Source organism: Paracoccus laeviglucosivorans (genome assembly GCF_900182695.1).
In the GTDB taxonomy this organism is placed as follows: Bacteria; Pseudomonadota; Alphaproteobacteria; order Rhodobacterales; family Rhodobacteraceae; genus Paracoccus; species Paracoccus laeviglucosivorans.
Genome location: NZ_FXTK01000009.1, coordinates 24,005 through 42,222 on the forward strand (window position 1 = coordinate 24,005; position 18,218 = coordinate 42,222).

16 protein-coding genes are annotated in these 18,218 nt (G+C 65.0%); 9 read left to right on the top strand and 7 right to left on the bottom strand.

The window, feature by feature from the left end; genetic code table 11:
- Positions 1 to 23: 23 nt before the first annotated feature.
- Entirely contained in the window at positions 24 to 116 is a 93-nt protein-coding gene (gene pqqA, locus FN835_RS11140) for a pyrroloquinoline quinone precursor peptide PqqA (RefSeq protein ID WP_028720682.1), read from the bottom strand.
- A 165-nt stretch (positions 117 to 281) separates the two neighbouring features.
- Here pqqA and FN835_RS11145 point away from each other — a divergent pair, with 165 nt between their 5' ends.
- From FN835_RS11145 to FN835_RS11180, 8 genes are all read left to right on the top strand, one after another.
- Positions 282 to 1,337, top strand: coding sequence for a quinoprotein relay system zinc metallohydrolase 2 (locus FN835_RS11145; RefSeq protein ID WP_142663304.1), 1,056 nt, complete (start codon positions 282 to 284; stop codon positions 1,335 to 1,337).
- Positions 1,338 to 1,399: 62 nt separating this feature from the next.
- Entirely contained in the window at positions 1,400 to 6,904 is a 5,505-nt protein-coding gene (locus FN835_RS11150) for an alpha-2-macroglobulin family protein (RefSeq protein ID WP_185958649.1), read from the top strand.
- Between the two features lie 129 nt (positions 6,905 to 7,033).
- Positions 7,034 to 7,999: a GAF domain-containing protein gene (locus tag FN835_RS11155; RefSeq protein ID WP_142663305.1), complete on the top strand. Its 966-nt coding sequence runs from the start codon at positions 7,034 to 7,036 to the stop codon at positions 7,997 to 7,999.
- 105 nt (positions 8,000 to 8,104) lie between these two features.
- Complete coding sequence (gene adh, locus FN835_RS11160; RefSeq protein ID WP_142663306.1) at positions 8,105 to 9,631, top strand: aldehyde dehydrogenase; 1,527 nt, start codon at positions 8,105 to 8,107, stop codon at positions 9,629 to 9,631.
- A 92-nt stretch (positions 9,632 to 9,723) separates the two neighbouring features.
- Positions 9,724 to 10,782: a DNA topoisomerase IB gene (locus FN835_RS11165; protein WP_142663307.1), complete on the top strand. Its 1,059-nt coding sequence runs from the start codon at positions 9,724 to 9,726 to the stop codon at positions 10,780 to 10,782.
- Positions 10,779 to 11,123, top strand: a complete 345-nt coding sequence (locus FN835_RS11170) for a DUF779 domain-containing protein (protein ID WP_142663308.1) — start codon at positions 10,779 to 10,781, stop codon at positions 11,121 to 11,123. Before FN835_RS11165 ends, FN835_RS11170 begins: the two co-directional genes overlap by 4 nt.
- Positions 11,124 to 11,187: 64 nt before the next feature.
- Positions 11,188 to 12,096: an N-acetyl-gamma-glutamyl-phosphate reductase gene (gene argC / locus FN835_RS11175; protein ID WP_142663309.1), complete on the top strand. Its 909-nt coding sequence runs from the start codon at positions 11,188 to 11,190 to the stop codon at positions 12,094 to 12,096.
- A gap of 168 nt (positions 12,097 to 12,264) precedes the next feature.
- Positions 12,265 to 12,681, top strand: a complete 417-nt coding sequence (locus tag FN835_RS11180) for a hypothetical protein (RefSeq protein ID WP_142663310.1) — start codon at positions 12,265 to 12,267, stop codon at positions 12,679 to 12,681.
- Here FN835_RS11180 and FN835_RS11185 read toward each other — a convergent pair.
- The 6 genes from FN835_RS11185 to FN835_RS11210 form a co-directional block, all read right to left on the bottom strand.
- Positions 12,668 to 12,877 carry a Trm112 family protein gene (locus FN835_RS11185; protein ID WP_142663311.1) on the bottom strand — a complete coding sequence of 70 codons (210 nt, stop codon included), beginning with the start codon at positions 12,875 to 12,877 and terminating at the stop codon, positions 12,668 to 12,670. The genes FN835_RS11180 and FN835_RS11185 overlap by 14 nt on opposite strands.
- A complete protein-coding gene (locus tag FN835_RS11190) occupies positions 12,874 to 13,512 on the bottom strand; it encodes an LON peptidase substrate-binding domain-containing protein (RefSeq protein ID WP_142663312.1) in 639 nt (212 codons plus the stop codon). The genes FN835_RS11185 and FN835_RS11190 overlap by 4 nt, the downstream gene beginning before the upstream one ends.
- Positions 13,512 to 14,426, bottom strand: a complete 915-nt coding sequence (gene trxA / locus FN835_RS11195; protein ID WP_142663313.1) for a thioredoxin — start codon at positions 14,424 to 14,426, stop codon at positions 13,512 to 13,514. Before trxA ends, FN835_RS11190 begins: the two co-directional genes overlap by 1 nt.
- A gap of 81 nt (positions 14,427 to 14,507) precedes the next feature.
- Entirely contained in the window at positions 14,508 to 15,254 is a 747-nt protein-coding gene (map, locus tag FN835_RS11200) for a type I methionyl aminopeptidase (protein WP_142663314.1), read from the bottom strand.
- Between the two features lie 77 nt (positions 15,255 to 15,331).
- Positions 15,332 to 16,117 (bottom strand): exodeoxyribonuclease III, encoded by a 786-nt coding sequence (locus tag FN835_RS11205; protein ID WP_142663315.1) that lies wholly within the window; start codon positions 16,115 to 16,117, stop codon positions 15,332 to 15,334.
- Positions 16,118 to 16,335: 218 nt separating this feature from the next.
- Positions 16,336 to 17,022: a response regulator transcription factor gene (locus FN835_RS11210; protein WP_142663316.1), complete on the bottom strand. Its 687-nt coding sequence runs from the start codon at positions 17,020 to 17,022 to the stop codon at positions 16,336 to 16,338.
- 133 nt (positions 17,023 to 17,155) lie between these two features.
- Between FN835_RS11210 and ribA the strand changes: the two genes are divergently transcribed.
- The gene (ribA, locus tag FN835_RS11215) at positions 17,156 to 18,217 is read left to right on the top strand and encodes a GTP cyclohydrolase II (protein WP_142663317.1); all 1,062 of its coding nucleotides are present in this window, start codon (positions 17,156 to 17,158) and stop codon (positions 18,215 to 18,217) included.
- The last annotated feature ends 1 nt before the right edge of the window (position 18,218 follow it).

The window sequence follows — 18,218 nt, forward strand, 5'->3', positions numbered from 1 at the left end:
GACCGGACGTTTCTAGACGTGGTTCAGAACAGCACCGGCTCGTCTTCGGCCGGGGCATACATGTTGATTTCCATGCCGCAGGAAATTTCCTTCAGCGCAGGTTTGGTCCATGCCATGAGTTCTCTCCTCCTCCTCAAGCAGCCGCGGGGGTGCGGATGGGTAGATGCTATGCCCATGCCAAAACCAGTCAACCCGCCAAAGGTCTTAGAATCGTCACGCTATGGCGAGCGGGTCGGGCCCGTGCTAATGTCCGATCCCGCGTCGTTTACAAGGGTAACGGGATGTTTCATCTGGTGCTTTCCGCCTGTCTGGTTGCCAGCCCCGAAACTTGCGCACAGCGGTTGCTGCCTGCGGGCGATGCCGCCGAGCGCCAGCAATGCGAACAGCGGGCCGGACCCATCGCCCGCGACTGGCTGGCCCGCCATACCGAAATGAAGGGCGGCAAGATGGCCTGCGTCGAAACCGCCGACCTGCCCGCGCTAAGCGTTCGGGAAATCGCCGATGACGTTTACACTCACCAAGGCACCATCGCGCAGATTTCGCCGCAAAATCAGGGCCGCATCGCCAATCTGTCCTTTGTGGTGGGCGATAGTGTCGCCGTCATCGACGCAGGCGGCAGCCGGGCCGAGGGCGAGGCGCTTTATGCCGCGATCCGCCGCGTGACCGACGCGCCGATCAGCCATGTGATCCTGACCCATATGCATCCCGACCACATCCTTGGGTCCGAGGTGTTTTCCGAAGCGGGTGCCACCATCGTCGCCGATGCCCGTCTGCCCGAAGCGGTGGCGCAGCGGTCGCAGGCGTGGATGGTGTCGATCCCGCGCCAGATCGGGGCGGGGGCGTTCGCAGGCACGCATATCATCGGCGTCGATCAGAAGATTTCCGAGCCGACCACCATCCCACTGGGTTCGACCGAACTGCGCCTGACGCCGCAGCCTTCGGCGCATACCGATAACGACCTGACGGTGTTCGACACCGAATCGGCCACGCTGTTCACGGGCGATCTGCTGTTTCGCGGGCTGACGCCATCACTGGACGGCTCGCTTGCGGGTTGGCTGAACTGGCTTGCGACTCCGCCGCAGCCGGAGCCTGCGCTGATCGTGCCGGGCCATGGACCCGTTGCCGAAAGCTGGGACGAGGCATCGGCGCCCACCATCCAATATCTGACGCAATTGCGCGACATGACACGCAAAGCCGTCTCGGGTGGCATGGCGCTGTCGCAGGCGATTCCCGCCATCACCCAGATGATGAAGCCTTATTCCGAAGGATGGGCGGATTTCGCGGCTACCACTGCAAGGAACGCTGCAACCGCATATTCTCAACTGGAATGGGAATAGCGTGATTGCCTGATGCCCCCTTCGGTGCGACAACTATCGCGCGCGAGCAGGAGGGGGACACCATGCACGGACGCAACTGGCTTCGGATCATTCCCGCAACCTTGGCCCTTGGGCTGATGACCGCCCTGCCCGGCCACGCGCAAGAGGGACCGATCCCCGCCAAGCGCATCCAGTTGCAGGCCGATACCGACATGCCCGGCGGCGATATCGGCAAGATATTCGACACGACGCTGCAAGCCTGCATTCAGGCCTGCCTTGGCGACGAGCAATGCACCGCGCTGACCTATAACCAGAACGCCCGCGCCTGTTTCCCCAAGGGCGAAGGCGCAGGCGCGGCTGCCGGATTCGGCGGCGCGCTGTCGGGTCGTGTCATCGCGACCAGCGCCGAAGCCCGCTTGCGGGCCGATGCCCGCGCTTCCGCGGCCCCCTTTATTGCGGCGAACGATCTGACCGCTGCGCAGGCGCAGGCCCGTATGTTCCCCGCCATGAACCCCGCCCTTGGTGCGGGCGATTCCCATCAGGCGGCATACGATGCCGAGCAGGGCGGCGATCTTGCGGGTGCGGCCAGCATCATGGCGCAGATCGTGGCCCGCGACGATGCGGCGCGCGACTGGACGAACCTTGCCCGGCTGACGCTGTATACCAGCGATTCCGATAATTCTGACGCGTCGAACGCCATCGCATCCATGGCCGTGAACGCCTATCTGCGCGCGGACGAAGACGCGGTGGCCGCACGCGCGCTGTCGTGGCTGGCCATGGCCTATGAACGGCTGAACCGTGGCCCCGACGCGCTGAAGGCATTGCGGCTTGCGGCGCAGCTGTCCCCCGGCGACGGCTCGATCGCGACCGCGCTTGAGGAATCCGAGGCGCGCAATGGTCTGCGCGTCACCGACAATCAGGTCGAATCCGAAGGCAAGATGCCGCGTTTTTGCGCCGTCATGTCGCGCGAACTGGACAAGGGCACCGATTACGCGCCGTTCCTGCGCCTGCCAGCAGGCGATCTGACGGTCGAGGCAGATGGCAATCGTCTGTGCGTCGGCGGCCTGACCCACGGGCAGGAAGTGGCCCTGACCCTGCGCGCGGGCCTGCCGTCGGCGGATGGCGAAAAGCTGGCCCGCGACGTGGCACTGAAAGGCTATATCCGCGACCGCAGCCCCGAGGTGCGCTTTCCGGGCCGGGCCTATGTCCTGCCCGCCTCGGGCGATCAGCGGCTGTCGGTTGTGACGGTCAATGCCGATCAGCTGAACCTGCGGCTGCTGAAGATTTCGGACCGCAACCTGATCCGCGCCATGACCGAAGACATGTTCGCCAAGCCACTGGACAGCTGGCAGGCGGATTACTTCAGCGACCAGATGGCGCGCGAGGTCTGGAAAGGCACGGCGCAGGTCGCCAAGCCCATGGGTCAGGACGTGCTGAACCGCGAACTGACCACCAGCCTTGCCATCCCCGCCGAGGCGGGCCCGCTGGAGCCGGGCATCTATATCGTCGAAGCCGGAATCGTGAACGAGAACGTCTCGGATACCGGGCTGGCGGCGCAGTGGTTCGTCATCTCGGATTTCGGGATCTCGACCTTCTCGGGGACGGATGGGCTGACGGTTGCGGTGCGCAGCCTGAAAGACACCGCAGCCAAGGTCGGGGCCGAGGTGGCGTTGGTCAGCCGCTCGAACGAGGTGCTGGCCAGGGCGGTCACCGATGAACAGGGCGTGGTGCATTTCGCGCCGGGTCTGGCGCTTGGCAAGGACGGTGCGGCCCCCGCGCTGGTCACCGCGACCTATTGGCAAGGGCAGGAGGAGGAGGACATCCCCCGCGACATGGCATTCCTGTCGCTGACCGACCCGGAATTCGACCTGTCCGACCGCGGTGTCGAAGGCGCGCCGCCCGCGCCGCCCATCGACCTGTTCGTGACCACCGATCGCGGCGCTTACCGCGTGGGCGAGACGGTGAACGCCACCGTTCTTGCCCGCAACCCCGAGGCGCGGGCCTTGGAAAATCTGCCGCTGACCGCCGTGATCCTGCGCCCCGATGGGGTCGAGGCGACGCGCATCACCCCCGCCGATGCCGGCGCAGGCGGCGCGACCGTCAACTGGCAGATCCCCGGCAATGCCCCGCGCGGCACGTGGCGGCTGGAACTTCGCGCCGAAGCCGACGGCCCCGCGCTGGCCACCCAGCGCCTGCTGGTCGAAGATTTTCTGCCCGAACGTATCGACTTTACCCCCACCCTGCCCGAAGGCGCGGCGAAAGCCGGGGCCGAACTGGACCTGTCGCTGACGGCCCGCTGGCTTTTCGGCGCACCCGCCGCCAACCTGCCGGTCGAGGGGCAGCTGCGCCTGTCGCCCGTCCGCACGCTGGCCGGTTTCGACGGTTTCAGCTTTGGGCGTGAAGATGACGACACATCGCCCGTGACGAACAGCCTGCCCAGCGGCACGACCGATGCGCAGGGGGCCTACACCACGCAGATCACGCTGCCGGGCGATCTGGGCCCGCGCCCCTATGATGCGCAGGTCATCATGGACATCCGCGAAGGCGCTGGCCGCCCGGTCGAGCGAGTGCAATCCCGCACCGTCATGCCCGATGCCGCCGTCATCGGCATCAAGCCCCTGTTTGAAGGCGGCACGGTGTCCGAAGGCTCCGATGCGCGGTTTGCGCTGATCGCCGTGGGGTCGGACCTGAAACCCACAGCCCAGCCGGTGCGCTGGGTGCTGAACCGGATCGATACGGATTACCAGTGGTATTCCATCGGCGGACAATGGAATTGGGAAGCGATCACATCGCGCACGCGCGTCACCGAAGGCGTGGCCGAACCGGGCGAAAGCCCTGCCGAAATCGCCGCCCCGGTCGAATGGGGGCAGTATGAACTGGTGGCCGAGCCGACCTCGGGTCAGGGGGCGCAGTCCTCGGTGCAGTTCTATGCCGGCTGGGGCGCGGTGGCCGACAGCGGCACGCCCACGCCCGACCGCTTGCAGGTGGTGCTGGACAAGCCCGCCTATCGCAGCGGCGATACCGCGCAGGTCAAGGTGCAGGCAGCCAGCGACGGTCTGGGCATCGTCTCGGTCCTGTCGAACCGGCTTGTGTCTATGCAGACCGTCGCGTTGAAGGCGGGCGACAACAGCATCGAGCTGCCCGTGACCGACGATTGGGGTGCGGGCGTCTATGTCACCGTGTCCGCGATTCGCCCGCTGGACGGCGCGCAGCCCGGCCAGCGCGAACCCGTCCGCGCGCTGGGTCTGGCCCATGCCGCCGTCGATCCCGGCGACCGCAGGCTGACGGCATCGCTTCAGGCTCCGCAGGAAACCCGCCCGCGCGGCATGATCCCCGTGACGCTGAAAGTCGAAGGCGTGGCCGAGGGCGATACCGTCCACGCCACCATCGCCGCCGTCGATCAGGGCATCCTGAACCTGACCAAATTCACGCCCCCCGATCCGTCCGGCCACTACTTCGGCCAGCGCCAGTTGGGCGTGGGCCTGCGCGATCTTTATGGGCGGCTGATCCTGCCCTCGGGCGCGCCGGACGGCGCGCTGCGTCAGGGTGGCGATGCCAGCCTTGCCAGCAACGCCGAGGCGCCTCCACCCACCGAAAAACTGATGAGCTGGTTCAGCGGTCCCGTCACGATCGGTCCCGACGGCACGGCCACGGTTCAGGTTCCCGTCGGCGATTTCAACGGCGAGGTTCGGGTCATGGCCGTGGTCTGGTCCGCCAAGGGCGTGGGTCAGGCCGATGCAACCGTGCTGGTGCGCGATCCGGTGGTGATGACCGTGACCGCGCCCGCGTTCCTTGCGCCGGGCGACCGGGCGCAGGTCGGGCTGCGGCTGACGCACGCCTCCGGCCCCTCGGGGCAGATGGGGCTGGCCGCGCAGCAGACAGGCGGCGACGCGCCGGTGACTCTGACGCTGCCCGTGGACAGCGTAACGCTTGCCGACAAGGCCGAGGCGCAGGTCCAGATGCCCGTCACTGCGGGGAATGCGCTGGGGTCGGCGCAGCTTCGCCTGACGCTTACCACGCCCGATGGGCAAGCGCTGACCAAGGACATCGTGATCCCGGTCGCGCTGAACGATCCCGACATCCAGCGTCAGGACCGCCTGACCGTCGCACCGGGCCAAAGCGTCACGCTGCCGCCTGCGTTGACGGCGGACATGCTGCCGGGCGCAATGCTGACTGCCGCTGTCGGCCCCTATGCCCGGCTGGACGTGGCTGGCGCGCTGGCGCGGCTGAACCGCTATCCTTACGGCTGCACGGAACAGTTGACCTCGGGCGCGATGCCGCTGCTGTATCTGCCCAACCTTGCCGCGATCGAAGGCGTGGATGCAGGCGATACCGGCCAGCAGGTGCAAAAGGCGATCACGCAGATCCTGACGCGCCAAGGCAGCAATGGCGGCTTCGGCCTGTGGCAGGCCGATAGCGGCGATCTGTGGCTTGAGGCTTATGTCACCGACTTCTTGTCCAAGGCCCGCGCCGCCGGCTATCAGGTGCCGGACGCCGCATTCCGCCAGGCCATCGACAACCTGCGCAACCGCGCCAATTACGCGACCGAACCCAGTGCCGCCTCGCCCGAGGAGAACGCGGCCTTGGCCTATGCGCTGGCCGTGCTGGCGCGGGAACGCGCGGCAACGGTGGGTGATCTGCGTTACTATGCCGATACGGCGGCGGGGGCCTTTGGCACGCCGATGGCTGCGGCCAATCTGGGCGCGGCGCTGGCATCTTACGGCGATCAGCAGCGCGCGGATCGCATGTTCACCCAAGGCCGCAACCTGCTGAACCTTGGCGCACCCGAACCCTATGCGTTCCGGGCCGATTACGGCACCAAGCTGCGCGATGCGACCGCGCTGCTGGCGCTGGCGGCGGATGCGAAAACGCAGGTGGTCAACACGACCGACCTGACGGGGCAGGTGGCCGAACGCATCGCGCAGGCGCAGGAAGCGGGTCGCACGCTTTCGACGCAGGAATCCGTCTGGACTGTCATGGCCGCGCGGGCGCTGTCGCAATCGACGCCGCCCGCGATGCTGAACGGCGTGGCGCTGACCCAGCCGGTGACTGCCCTGCCCGATGCCGATGCGGCCATCGCCAATAACGGCGACCAACCTTTGGAGGTGACGCTGACCGCCACCGGCAAGCCCGCGACCCCGCCCGCAGCGGGTGGGCGGGGCTACCGGATCACGCGCAGCTATTACTCGATCCAGGGCGAGGCGCTGGACCCCGCCACGGTCAGGCAGGGCACGCGCATGGTAGCCGAAATCAAGGTCTGGCCCGATCAGGCGGGCGGCGGGCGGCTGATCGTCAGCGACCCGCTGCCTGCAGGCTGGGAAATCGACAACCCCAACCTGATCCGCGCGGGCGATGTCTCGGCGCTGGACTGGCTGGAAGGCCAGACCAATGCCGACATGACCGAGTTCCGCGCCGACCGCTTTGCCGCCGCCCTGACATGGACCGAGGCCGAGCCGTTCACCCTGGTCTATATCCTGCGTGCGGTGACGCCCGGCACGTTCCGCCACCCCTCGGCCAGCGTCGAGGATATGTATCGCCCCGAATACCGCGCATGGAGCGACGGGGGCACGGTCACCGTCACCGAATGATCCAAAGCGCCCCCGGTCCTCGTGCCGGGGGTTCTGCTTTGCCCAACGCGCCTCCCTCGCGAAAGCTTTGCTTGCCGGATGGGCGACCCCACGCAATAATCCCCGAACCAGTAGGGAAAGGGGGGAGCCTTGCCCGAACATCGCCACGAAGATCGCGTCGCCCGTGCATCGGCGTCGCCGGGGGCCGTGACGCGCCTTGCCGCAAGCTGGCGCAGATCCATGGTCAAGCATGGGCTGGACCCCGCACGCGCGCCCCAGATCGAAGCGCTGACCGCCCGCGAACTGGCACAGCGGCGCGAGAAGCTGGACGGTTTCCTGACCGTCGCCCGCCCGCAACTTGACCAGCTGTTCCAGTTGGTCTGCCCGACCGGCTGCAACGTGCTTTTGACCGACGCCACCGGGATCGTGCTGGAACAGCGCGTGAATGACGGAGATGCAGCCACGTTTCGCGAATGGGGCTTGTGGACCGGCACCGACTGGTCCGAAGGGGCCGAGGGCACGAACGGCATCGGCACCTGTCTGGCTGAGGGGCGGCAGGTCACGATCCATCGTGAAGAACATTTCTATGCCCGCAATACCGGGCTTTCCTGCATGGACGCGCCGATCTGGGGGCCGGACGGCCGGCTGGTGGGCGCGCTGGATGTCAGTTCGGCCCGGTCGGATCATACCGAACGCTGGAATGCGCTGATCGCGGCGCAGGTCGCGCAAAGCGCCCGCCAGATCGAAGCCGCTTTCTTCCGCGCCTCATTCCCCGGCGCGCGCATCGTGACCGCCCAGACCGACGGGATCGAGGCACTGGTGGCCGTGGACCGCGACGACCTTGCGATTGGCGCGAACCGCGCCGCGCGTCGCGCCTTTGGGCTGGAACGCGAAGGCGCGCTGCGCCCCCGCCCCGCATCCGACCTGTTCGGCCGCGAGGATGAGGTGACGGGCTTTGAACGCGCCGAACGGGCTGCGGTGATTCGCGCCCTTGCGCGGGCCGAAGGCAACGTATCCGCCGCCGCCCGTGCCTTGGGTGTCGGGCGCGCGACGCTGTATCGCCGGATGCAGCGGCTGGGGATTTCGGAAAAAACGGGGCGACTGTCTCGCCCCTGAAACACATTCCGCACTGCGGCGGAAAGCGTGCGTTGATTTGTGCGCGGCAGGGTCCAAACTTCGATCAGAAACCGGCAGGAGGAGCCGGTCAGTGAGGAGGATCACATGCCGAACGACCAGACGCATGACTTCAAGGGCGTCGACGTGCTGCCCTTTGCCAAGCGCTATGACAATTTCATCGGCGGCGAATGGGTCGCCCCGAAATCGGGCAAGTATTTCACCAACACCACCCCCATCACCGGCGCCGAGATCGGCGAGATCGCCCGTTCGGGCGCCGAGGACGTGGAAGCCGCGCTGGACGCAGCCCATGCTGTGAAAGACCGCTGGGGCGCGACCCCCGCCGCCGAACGTTCCAACATCCTGCTGAAGATCGCCGACCGGATGGAGGCGAACCTTGAACTGCTGGCCACTGCCGAGACATGGGATAACGGCAAGCCGATCCGTGAAACCATGGCGGCCGACGTGCCACTGGCCATCGACCACTTCCGTTACTTCGCAGGCGTCCTGCGCGCGCAGGAAGGCACGATTTCGGAAATCGACTCGACCACCATCGCCTATCACTTCCATGAACCGCTGGGCGTCGTGGGCCAGATCATCCCGTGGAACTTCCCGCTACTGATGGCCTGCTGGAAACTGGCGCCCGCACTGGCCGCCGGCAACTGCGTGGTGATCAAGCCCGCCGAACAGACCCCCGCCAGCATCATGGTCTGGATCAGCGTCATCGCCGATCTGCTGCCGCCGGGCGTCCTGAACGTCGTCAACGGCTTCGGCCTTGAGGCGGGCAAGCCGCTGGCTTCCAGCCCGCGCATTTCCAAGATCGCCTTCACGGGGGAAACCTCGACCGGTCGGCTGATCATGCAATACGCATCGGAAAACCTGATCCCGGTGACGCTGGAACTGGGCGGCAAATCCCCCAACGTTTTCTTCGACGATGTAGGCCGCGAAGATGACGACTTCTTCGACAAGGCGCTGGAAGGCTTTGCGATGTTCGCGCTGAACCAGGGCGAGGTCTGCACCTGCCCGTCGCGCGTGCTGATCCAGGAATCGCTGTATGACCGCTTTATGGAACGCGCGGTGAAGCGCGTGCAGGCGATCAAGCAGGGTGACCCGCGCCAGTCCGACACCATGATCGGGGCGCAGGCATCGTCCGAGCAGAAGGAAAAGATCCTGTCCTATCTGGACATCGGCCGCAAAGAAGGCGCCGAGGTGCTGATCGGCGGCAAGGCGGCCGATCTGGGCGGCGATCTGTCGGGCGGTTTCTATGTCGAACCGACCATCTTCCGCGGCAACAACAAGATGCGGGTTTTCCAGGAAGAAATCTTCGGCCCCGTCGTTTCAGTCACCACCTTCAAGGACGAGGCAGAGGCGCTGTCCATCGCCAATGACACGCTTTACGGCCTTGGCGCGGGCGTTTGGTCGCGCGATGCCAATACCTGCTACCGCATGGGTCGCGGCATCAAGGCGGGCCGGGTCTGGACCAATTGCTATCACGCCTATCCGGCCCATGCGGCCTTTGGCGGCTACAAGCAGTCGGGCATCGGGCGCGAGACGCATAAGATGATGCTGGACCACTATCAGCAGACCAAGAACATGCTGGTCAGCTATTCGCCCAAGAAGCTGGGCTTCTTCTGATGCCTTGCCGGGCGGCCTTTGCGGGTCGCCCGGTGAACCCGCGACGGTCTTGCGGCGTTTCACCACATCGCGCCGCAAGCCGGATGGCCGTCATGCCCAAGGACTCCGCAATTGTCGATCCCGAAGACGCCGCCGAAGTGGCGGGTCTTGTCCATGTCAGCGACGATATGCCGGGCATCACGCGCCGCCGCAGCGGCACGGGGTTTTCCTACCGCGATGCCAAGGGAAATACCGTCCGTGACAAGCGTGTTCTGTCGCGCATCCGGGGGCTGGTGATCCCGCCCGCATATCAAGACGTCTGGATATGCGCCAATCCGCGCGGGCATCTGCAAGCGACAGGCCGCGATGCACGGGGGCGCAAGCAATACCGGTATCACCCGCGTTTCCGCGAATTCCGCGACAGCGCCAAGTTCGAACATATGCTGGAATTCGCAGCCAGCCTGCCCCGCATCCGCGCCCGCGTCGATGCCGACATGTCCCTGCGCGGATTGCCTGCCGAAAAGGTGCTGGCGACGGTGGTGCATCTTTTGGAAACCACGATGATCCGCGTGGGCAACGACACCTATGCGCGGGAAAACAAATCCCACGGGCTGACCACGCTGCGCGCCCGCCACGCCAGAATCGAGGGCAGCAAGATCCGCTTCCGCTTCAAGGGCAAAGGCGGCAAGGAATGGGATCTGGGCATACGCGACCGCCGCGTCGCGACCATCATGCGCAAGATGCACGATTTGCCGGGACAGCAGCTGTTCCAGTATCTTGACGAAGATGGCGAACGCTGCCGCGTCAGTTCGACCGAGGTGAACGACTATCTGCGCGAGATTTCAGGGCGCGAGGTGACGGCCAAGGATTTCCGCACTTGGACTGGCACCGTGCTGGCCGCCATGGCGCTCGCCGCCTATGAGGCATTCGACAGCGAAGCGGCGGCCAAGCGCAATGTGCGCGACGCCATCGCCACCGTGGCCGCGACCTTGGGCAATACGCCCGCGATCTGTCGCAAGTGCTATATCCACCCCACGATCATCGACGCCTATCTGGCGGACGATCTGAAGATCGTGATCCGCGACGAAATCGACGAAACCCTGGGCGACACCGATCTGCGCGACGAAGAACGTCAGATCCTGCGCCTGCTGAAGAAAAGGCTGAAGACATGACCGAACAGACATTGGATCAGGTCGAGGCGACCCCTGCCGCGCTGGAACTGCTGGCCGAAATAATCGCCGATCACGGCCCGGTGCTGTTCCACCAGTCCGGCGGTTGCTGCGACGGGTCGTCGCCCATGTGCTATCCGCAGGGCGATTTCCGCGTCGGCCAGCGCGACGTGAAACTGGGCGAGATCGGGGGAATGCCCTTCTACATCTCGGCCAGCCAGTATGAGGCGTGGAAACATACGCGCCTGACTATCGACGTCATCCCCGGTCGGGGCGGCATGTTCAGTCTGGATAACGGGCGGGAAAAGCGGTTCCTGACCCGCTCGGACCTGTGCGAAATATGACAGAATGTGAACCGTTGTCCGCCACGCCCCGTCGCGCTAATCATGCCGCAAACAGGAGGCCCCCATGGCGCACAAGGTTTTCATCGATGGCGAAGCCGGCACGACCGGCCTGCAAATCCGTGACCGGCTGCTGAGCCGCAGCGATATCGAACTGATCCAGATCGACCCGGCCCGCCGCAAGGATGCCGATGCCCGCCGCGAAGCGTTTGCCAGCGCCGATGTGGCAATCCTGTGCCTGCCCGACGGCCCCGCCAAGGAAGCCGTGGCGCTGGCCGCCGACCTGCCGGTGCGTTTCATCGACGCCTCGACCGCCCATCGCGTCGATCCGAACTGGGTCTTTGGCTTTGCCGAACTGACCGCCGATGCCCGCGCAGCCATCGCGGGCGCCAAGCTGGTGTCGAACCCCGGCTGCTATTCGACCGGCGCGATTTCGCTGCTGGCGCCCTTGGTCAAGGCGGGTCTGATCGACCCGGCCGAGGCTTTGTCGATCAATGCCGTGTCGGGCTATACTGGCGGCGGCAAGGAACTGATCGCCGAATACGATCAGGGCACCGCGCCTGCCGCCTTCGTCTATGCGCTGGGTCAGAAACACAAGCACCTGCCGGAAATCGTGAAGTATTGCGCGCTGACCTCGCGCCCGGTCTTTGCGCCCTCGGTCGGCAATTTCGCCCAGGGCATGGCGGTGCAGATCCCGCTGCACCTGAACGGCCAGCGCAATCTGGACAACCTGCGCGCCGCACTTGAGGCGCATTATGCCGGGCAGGCTTTCGTCAGCGTCGTCGATGCCGAAGCCCGCGTGGTGCCGACCAAGCTGAACGACACCAACAAGCTGGAGATCTCTGTCCATGGCGATGCCGAGAATGGCTGTGCGGTGCTGGTCGCCGTGCTGGACAACCTTGGCAAAGGCGCCTCGGGGGCTGCGGTGCAGAACCTGAACATCATGCTTGGTGCCGATGAAGGTGCGGGGCTTTAAGCCCTATCGACAGGTATGAAATGCGCGCGCTGCATGATGGCGCGCGCCGATGCGCCGTCACGGTCCTGCATTGTCGGACTGAACGGTAAAGTCAGGCGACACGACCCGGCTGGGGGCGTTCCAGCGGCGTGCTACGAAAAATGCGTTTCCTTATGACGCAGTTGCGTCATGCACACGACCGGGGGCGCGTATATCCTGAAACTCAACAGACGAATTCCGGGTCTGGAGAAACGCAGTTTTGTCACCAGTGGCCATGTTTTGGGCCGATACCGAAGGGACGACCTGCCCCACGGAACGGGGCGCACCTTACGACCCGACGCGGTTTTTGCGCAGGTCATTTCCGCCTATCGCGCCCGATGCGGCGTCGTCGCGGAAAAACTCTGGTCATGGATGAATGCTGCCGCAGCCGGATTTTCGGCGGGCCATGCAGTCGCGACCGGCACGTTTTCAAAGCAATTTTCGATCACGCGACGATATGGGATGCGCAATGCCCGGCAGCGCCGCATCTTGCAAGGTCGTTTCAAGGAGAGGTTTCCGTTCGTGGCGGAAATCTCTCCTTTTTCTTATCGGGTCAGTCGGCCTTGATCTGGCGTGCGCCGTCGATCAGCATGATCGGAATGCCGTCATGGATCGGAAAGGCCAGCCCCGCCGCATCCGAGATAAGCTCCTGCGCCTGCGCATCGTAACGCAGCGTGGTGTGGGTCACGGGGCAGACCAGCGCCTCCAGCATGTGGCGGTCATAGCCGCGCTCGGACGCGCGTGCGGGGGTGGTGTCGGTCATTGGATCGTTTCCTCGTCATCGCCGCCCCGCAGGGCGTATTCCAGCAGTCCGTCCAGCAATTCGCGACGATCCGCAAGGGTCGGGCTTTCCAGCAATGCCTGCTTCTCCTCGGGGGAAAACGGCAGCAGCATGGACAGCGAATTCACCAAAAGCTCTTCCTCGGATGCCTCGGCGGCCTCCCAGTCGGTGGTCAGCCCGCGCTGTTCGGCATAGCGCGACAGGCGGCGCAGCAAAGCGGCGCGGTCAAAGCCCGCCACGGTTTCAGGGCGCGGGTTCAGGTCGGTCTCAAAACCCCGCCAATCGGCACGCCCGCGCAGATAGGGGCTAAAGCCCTGCTCGGTCGTCTTCAGCCGGAACCGCGACCGCGCTTTCAGCGAGATCATCAGCCGGTTGTCGTCCAATTCGGTAAAGGCCACGATCCGGCCCGCGCAGCCGATCAGCGACAGATCGTCACCGCCCGGCACGGTGGGCTGGATCATCCCGATCAAACGGTCGGGGGTTTTCAGCGAATCCTCGATCATCTGCAGATAACGCGGTTCGAATATTTGCAGCGGCAGGCGCGTGCGGGGCAGCAGCACCGCCCCGGTCAGCGGAAACAGCGGGATCGTCTCCGGCAGGTCGGGGCTGCGTGCCATTACAGAAAGATCAGCGAGGAAAGCCGACGACGCCCTTTTTGCGCGATCGGATCGGTCGGTTTCAGCGAATCGAAGATGGTGATCAGCTGCGCCTTGGCCGCCCCGTCTTTCCATTCCCGGTCGCGGCGGAAGGATTCCAGAAGCTGGTCGATCGCTTCCTCGATCTGTCCGTCGGCATGAAGCGCGGTGGCGTAATCGAAACGCGCCTGCTGATCGGCGGGATCTGCCTCGACCTTGCTGCGCAGATCGTCCAGCGGGCCGGCGGATGCGGCCTGACGGGCAAGCTGCAACTGCGCACGGGCGTTTTCCACCGGCACCGCTGTCGCGACGGCGGCGGGAACGCGGGCCAGTTCGGCCTCGGCCCGGTCCAGATCGCCTGCGGCCAGCAGGGCGCGGATCAGCCCGCCCCATGCGGTGGCGTTTTCCGGTTCCTCGTCCAGAATGGCGGCAAAGGTTTCGGCGGCGTCCTCAGCCGCGCCTTCGGTCAGCATGGCTTCGGCGGCGTCCAGCGCGTCGGCAAGGCCATTATCTTCGGGCGACATGGCCACCAGCTTTTCGACGAATTGCTTGATCTGGCTTTGCGGGATCGCACCCTGAAAGCCATCGACCGGCTGGCCCTGGAAAAACGCATAGACCGTCGGGATCGACTGGACGCGCATCTGGCCCGCGATCATCTGGTTTTCGTCCACGTTGACCTTGACCATGCGGACGCGGCCCTTGGCCTTTTTCACTTCTTCCTCAAGTTGGGGACCAAGCGTCTTGCAGGGGCCGCACCACGGCGCCCAGAAATCGACGATCACCGGCACCGACATCGAAGCATCGACCACATCCGCCATGAAGGTCGCTTCGGTCACGTCCTTGATCAGATCGGCGTTGTCGGTGGCGGGGGCTGCGGCGGAGCCAAGCTCAAGCATCGGAAATCCTCGTGCGGAGTGTTTGGTCCTTAGATGGAGCATGGGCCGGGGGCTTGCAAGGTCGCGCGCCGCCCCAAGCCGTCAACCGGGCAAGGTCAAGACGATTGCACCGCGATCCGTGGCGACGACGGTGTGTTCATATTGCACGGCAGGGGCGCTGGGTTCGCTGTAAAGCGTCCAGCCATCATCGCCCGCCTCGGCCCAGATGCCGCCGGTGGACAGAAAGGGTTCGACGGTCAGGACAAGCCCCTTGTCGATGCGGCGCCGGTCGCGGGTGGGCCATGTCGCGATTTCTTCGGGATATTCGTGCAGCGAACGCCCGATGCCGTGGCTGGCAAGGTTGCGGATCAACGTGTAGCCGCGTGCATCGGCGAATTTGCCGATGGCATTGCCGATGCCCGACAGCGGCTTGCCAGCGCCGACCTGCGCAATGCCGATCTGCATGGCCCGCTTGCCATCGCGGCACAGCCGGTCCAGCGAAGGCTTGACCGCGCCAAACCGGAACGTCGCGCCGGTATCTGCGAAATAGCCGTCCTTCGAGGCGGAGACATCGATATTGACCAGATCGCCGTGGCGAATGGCGCGCGTGCCCGGAATGCCATGCGCGATTTCTTCGTTCACGCTGATGCAGGTCGTGCCGGGGAAATCATAGACCGATTGCGGGGCCGATACCGCGCCTTCGCGTTCCAGACAGGCGCGGCCCAACTGGTCCAGTTCCTGCGTGGTCATGCCGGGCTCCATTGCCTTCGACATGGTTTGCATGGTGTTTGCGACGATCCGGCCGATTTCCTTCAGCCCGTCCAGTTCGTCTTGCTTGGTGATCGTCATCTATGCTGTCTTTCTGGGCGCATTCGGCACAATCTAGCAATCACGCGCCGAAATGTCTGCCCCGCCCCGCAGATGCCCTAAAGATCGAAGCTTGCCAGCACCGGAACGTGATCGCTGGGCTGTTCCCAGCCGCGCACGGGGCGCAGGATGCGGCTGGCATGGCCCGCATTGGAAATATCGGGCGTGGCCCAGATATGATCCAGTCGGCGGCCCTTGTCCGCGGCGTCCCAATCCTTGGCGCGATAGCTCCACCAGGAATACAGCAGACCCTGCGGGATGTCCTGGCGGGTGATGTCCACCCATTTGCCCGCATCCTGCGCGGCGCCCAGATGCTCGACCTCGATCGGGGTGTGGCTGACGATCTTCAGCAGTTGCTTGTGCGACCACACATCGTCTTCGCGCGGCGCGATGTTCAGGTCGCCCACCATGATGGATTTCGTCGGATTGTCGGCGTGAAAGGCGTCGCGCATCTCGGTCAGGAAATCCAGTTTCTGGCCGAACTTGATATTCTGTTCGCGGTCAGGAATGTCGCCACCCGCCGGGACGTAGAAATTGTGGATGGTGACGCCATTTTCCAGACGCGCCGCCACGTGACGGGCATGGCCAAGACTGGCGTAATCGCGGTCGCCCGCATCCTCCAGCGGCAGCTTGGACAGGATCGCGACGCCGTTATAGCCCTTTTGTCCGCGCGCGACGATGTGATTGTAGCCAAGCGCGCGAAAGGTCTCCAGCGGCACCTTGTCCACGGGGCTTTTGATTTCCTGCAGGCACAGGATGTCGGGCGCCTCCTCGGTCAGCAGTCGCGCCACCAGCATCTCGCGCAGGCGAACGGAATTGATGTTCCAGGTGGCGATGGTGAACATGGGTGCGCTCCTTTGATTTGGGGCGCGACCCTAGGGGGCGGCGGCGGGCTTGTCCATCGGCGCGGTGCCAAGCTGAAAAAAAGGGGGACGCATAAACAAACCCGGCCGCCTGCGCTGCGCAGGAACCGGGCCGGGTGTGTGTGGCCGCATCCGCCGACCACTGGGCTTCGGGGACAAAACCCGCAGGCCGTGCTGCGGGTTCCGCCATCAAACATTTGTCATGCGACCAGACGATAGCCGCCCGATTCCGTGACCAGCAGCCGTGCGTTCGAGGGGTCGGGTTCGATCTTCTGGCGCAGGCGATAGATGTGGGTTTCCAGCGTATGCGTGGTGACGCCCGCATTGTAGCCCCAGACCTCGTGCAGCAGCACGTCGCGCGGCACGACACCGTCCTGCGCGCGATACAGGAATTTCAGGATGTTGGTTTCCTTTTCCGTCAGGCGAATCTTGCGGTCCTTGACGTCGATCAGCATCTTCATCGCCGGCTTGAACGTATACGGCCCAAGCTGGAAAATCGCGTCCTCGGACTGTTCATGCGTGCGAAGCTGGGCGCGCAGACGGGCCAGCAGCACCGGGAACTTGAACGGTTTGGTGATGTAGTCGTTGGCACCGCTGTCCAGACCCAGAATGGTGTCGGCATCGGTGTCGTGACCCGTCAGCATGACGATGGGGCATTTCACGCCCTGTTTGCGCAGCCGTTTGCACAGCTCGCGCCCATCGGTATCGGGCAGGCCCACGTCCAGCACCACCAGATCGAAAATGGCGCCCTTGGTCTTTTCAACAGCCTCGTGACCCGAGCCTGCCTCGAACACTTCGAAATCTTCGGTCGCGACCAGTTGTTCGGCCAGCGCCTCGCGCAGGTCGTCTTCGTCGTCAACCAGCAGGATCTTTTTCAGTCCGGCCATTCTTGCCTCCTTTGGCGATATGTCGGAAACGTGAGGGGGCATGGGGCGGGCGTCCAGCGCATTGCAGCAATTCTCACATGGAGTTGTCGGAATTCGGCCCTATGTTTCAGTTTGTTTCAATTAAGCTGCTGCCATGACCCTGATCCCGACCCTGACCGAAAGTGTTTCCCGCGCCCGCACCGACCTGCGCATGGGTCTGCCGGTGATGCTGGGCAGCTATGTCGCGGCAGCGGTCGAGACGCTTTCCCCCGACCGGCTGGCCCTGATGCGCGCACTTGGCCCCGCCGTTCTGGCGATCACCGAACGCCGCGCGGGCACGCTGAAAGCGCGGGTCTATGACGGCGATCTGGCGCGGATCGAGGTGCCGGGCAGCGCCGACTGGGCGTGGCTGCGCGCCGTGGCCGACCCTGCGGGCGATCTGATGACACCGATGAAGGGGCCGTTCGTCAGCGAACGCGGCGGCGCGGTCATGGCCCATCGCGCGGCCATCGCGCTGGCGAAATCGGCGCAGCTTTTGCCCGCCGCGCTGCTGGTGCGCGTCGATGCCCCGCTTGAGGGGTTGACGCAGCTTGCCCCCGAAGCCGCGCTGACCCAATTGGCGACCGAGGCGCATCTGGCCCCCGTTGCCGCCGCCCGCCTGCCCTTGCTGGCGGCTGAAAATTCCAAGCTGCACATCTTTCGTCCCGATGACGGGGCTGCGGAACATTACGCGGTCGAAATCGGTGCCCCTGCCCGCGACAAGCCGGTGCTGGCGCGGCTGCACTCGGCCTGTTTTACCGGCGATGTGCTGGGCAGCCTGAAATGCGATTGCGGCCCGCAACTGCACGCGGCCCTTGGCGCAATGGGTGCGGCGGGCGAAGGGGTGCTGCTATACCTGAATCAGGAAGGCCGCGGCATCGGTCTGGCCAACAAGATGCGGGCCTACTCCCTGCAGAATCAGGGCTTCGATACGGTCGAGGCCAACCACCGGCTGGGGTTCGAGGATGACGAGCGTGACTTTCGCATCGGCGCGGGCATCCTGCGCGAGATGGGCTTTTCCGCCGCACGGCTGATGACGAACAACCCGCGCAAGGTGGATATGCTGGCAAGCCACGGCATTGCCGTGACCGAGCGTGTGCCGCTGATCACCCCGCGCAACCGCCACAATAGCGGCTATCTGGACGTCAAGGCCGCGAAATCGGGGCATCTGCTGTGAT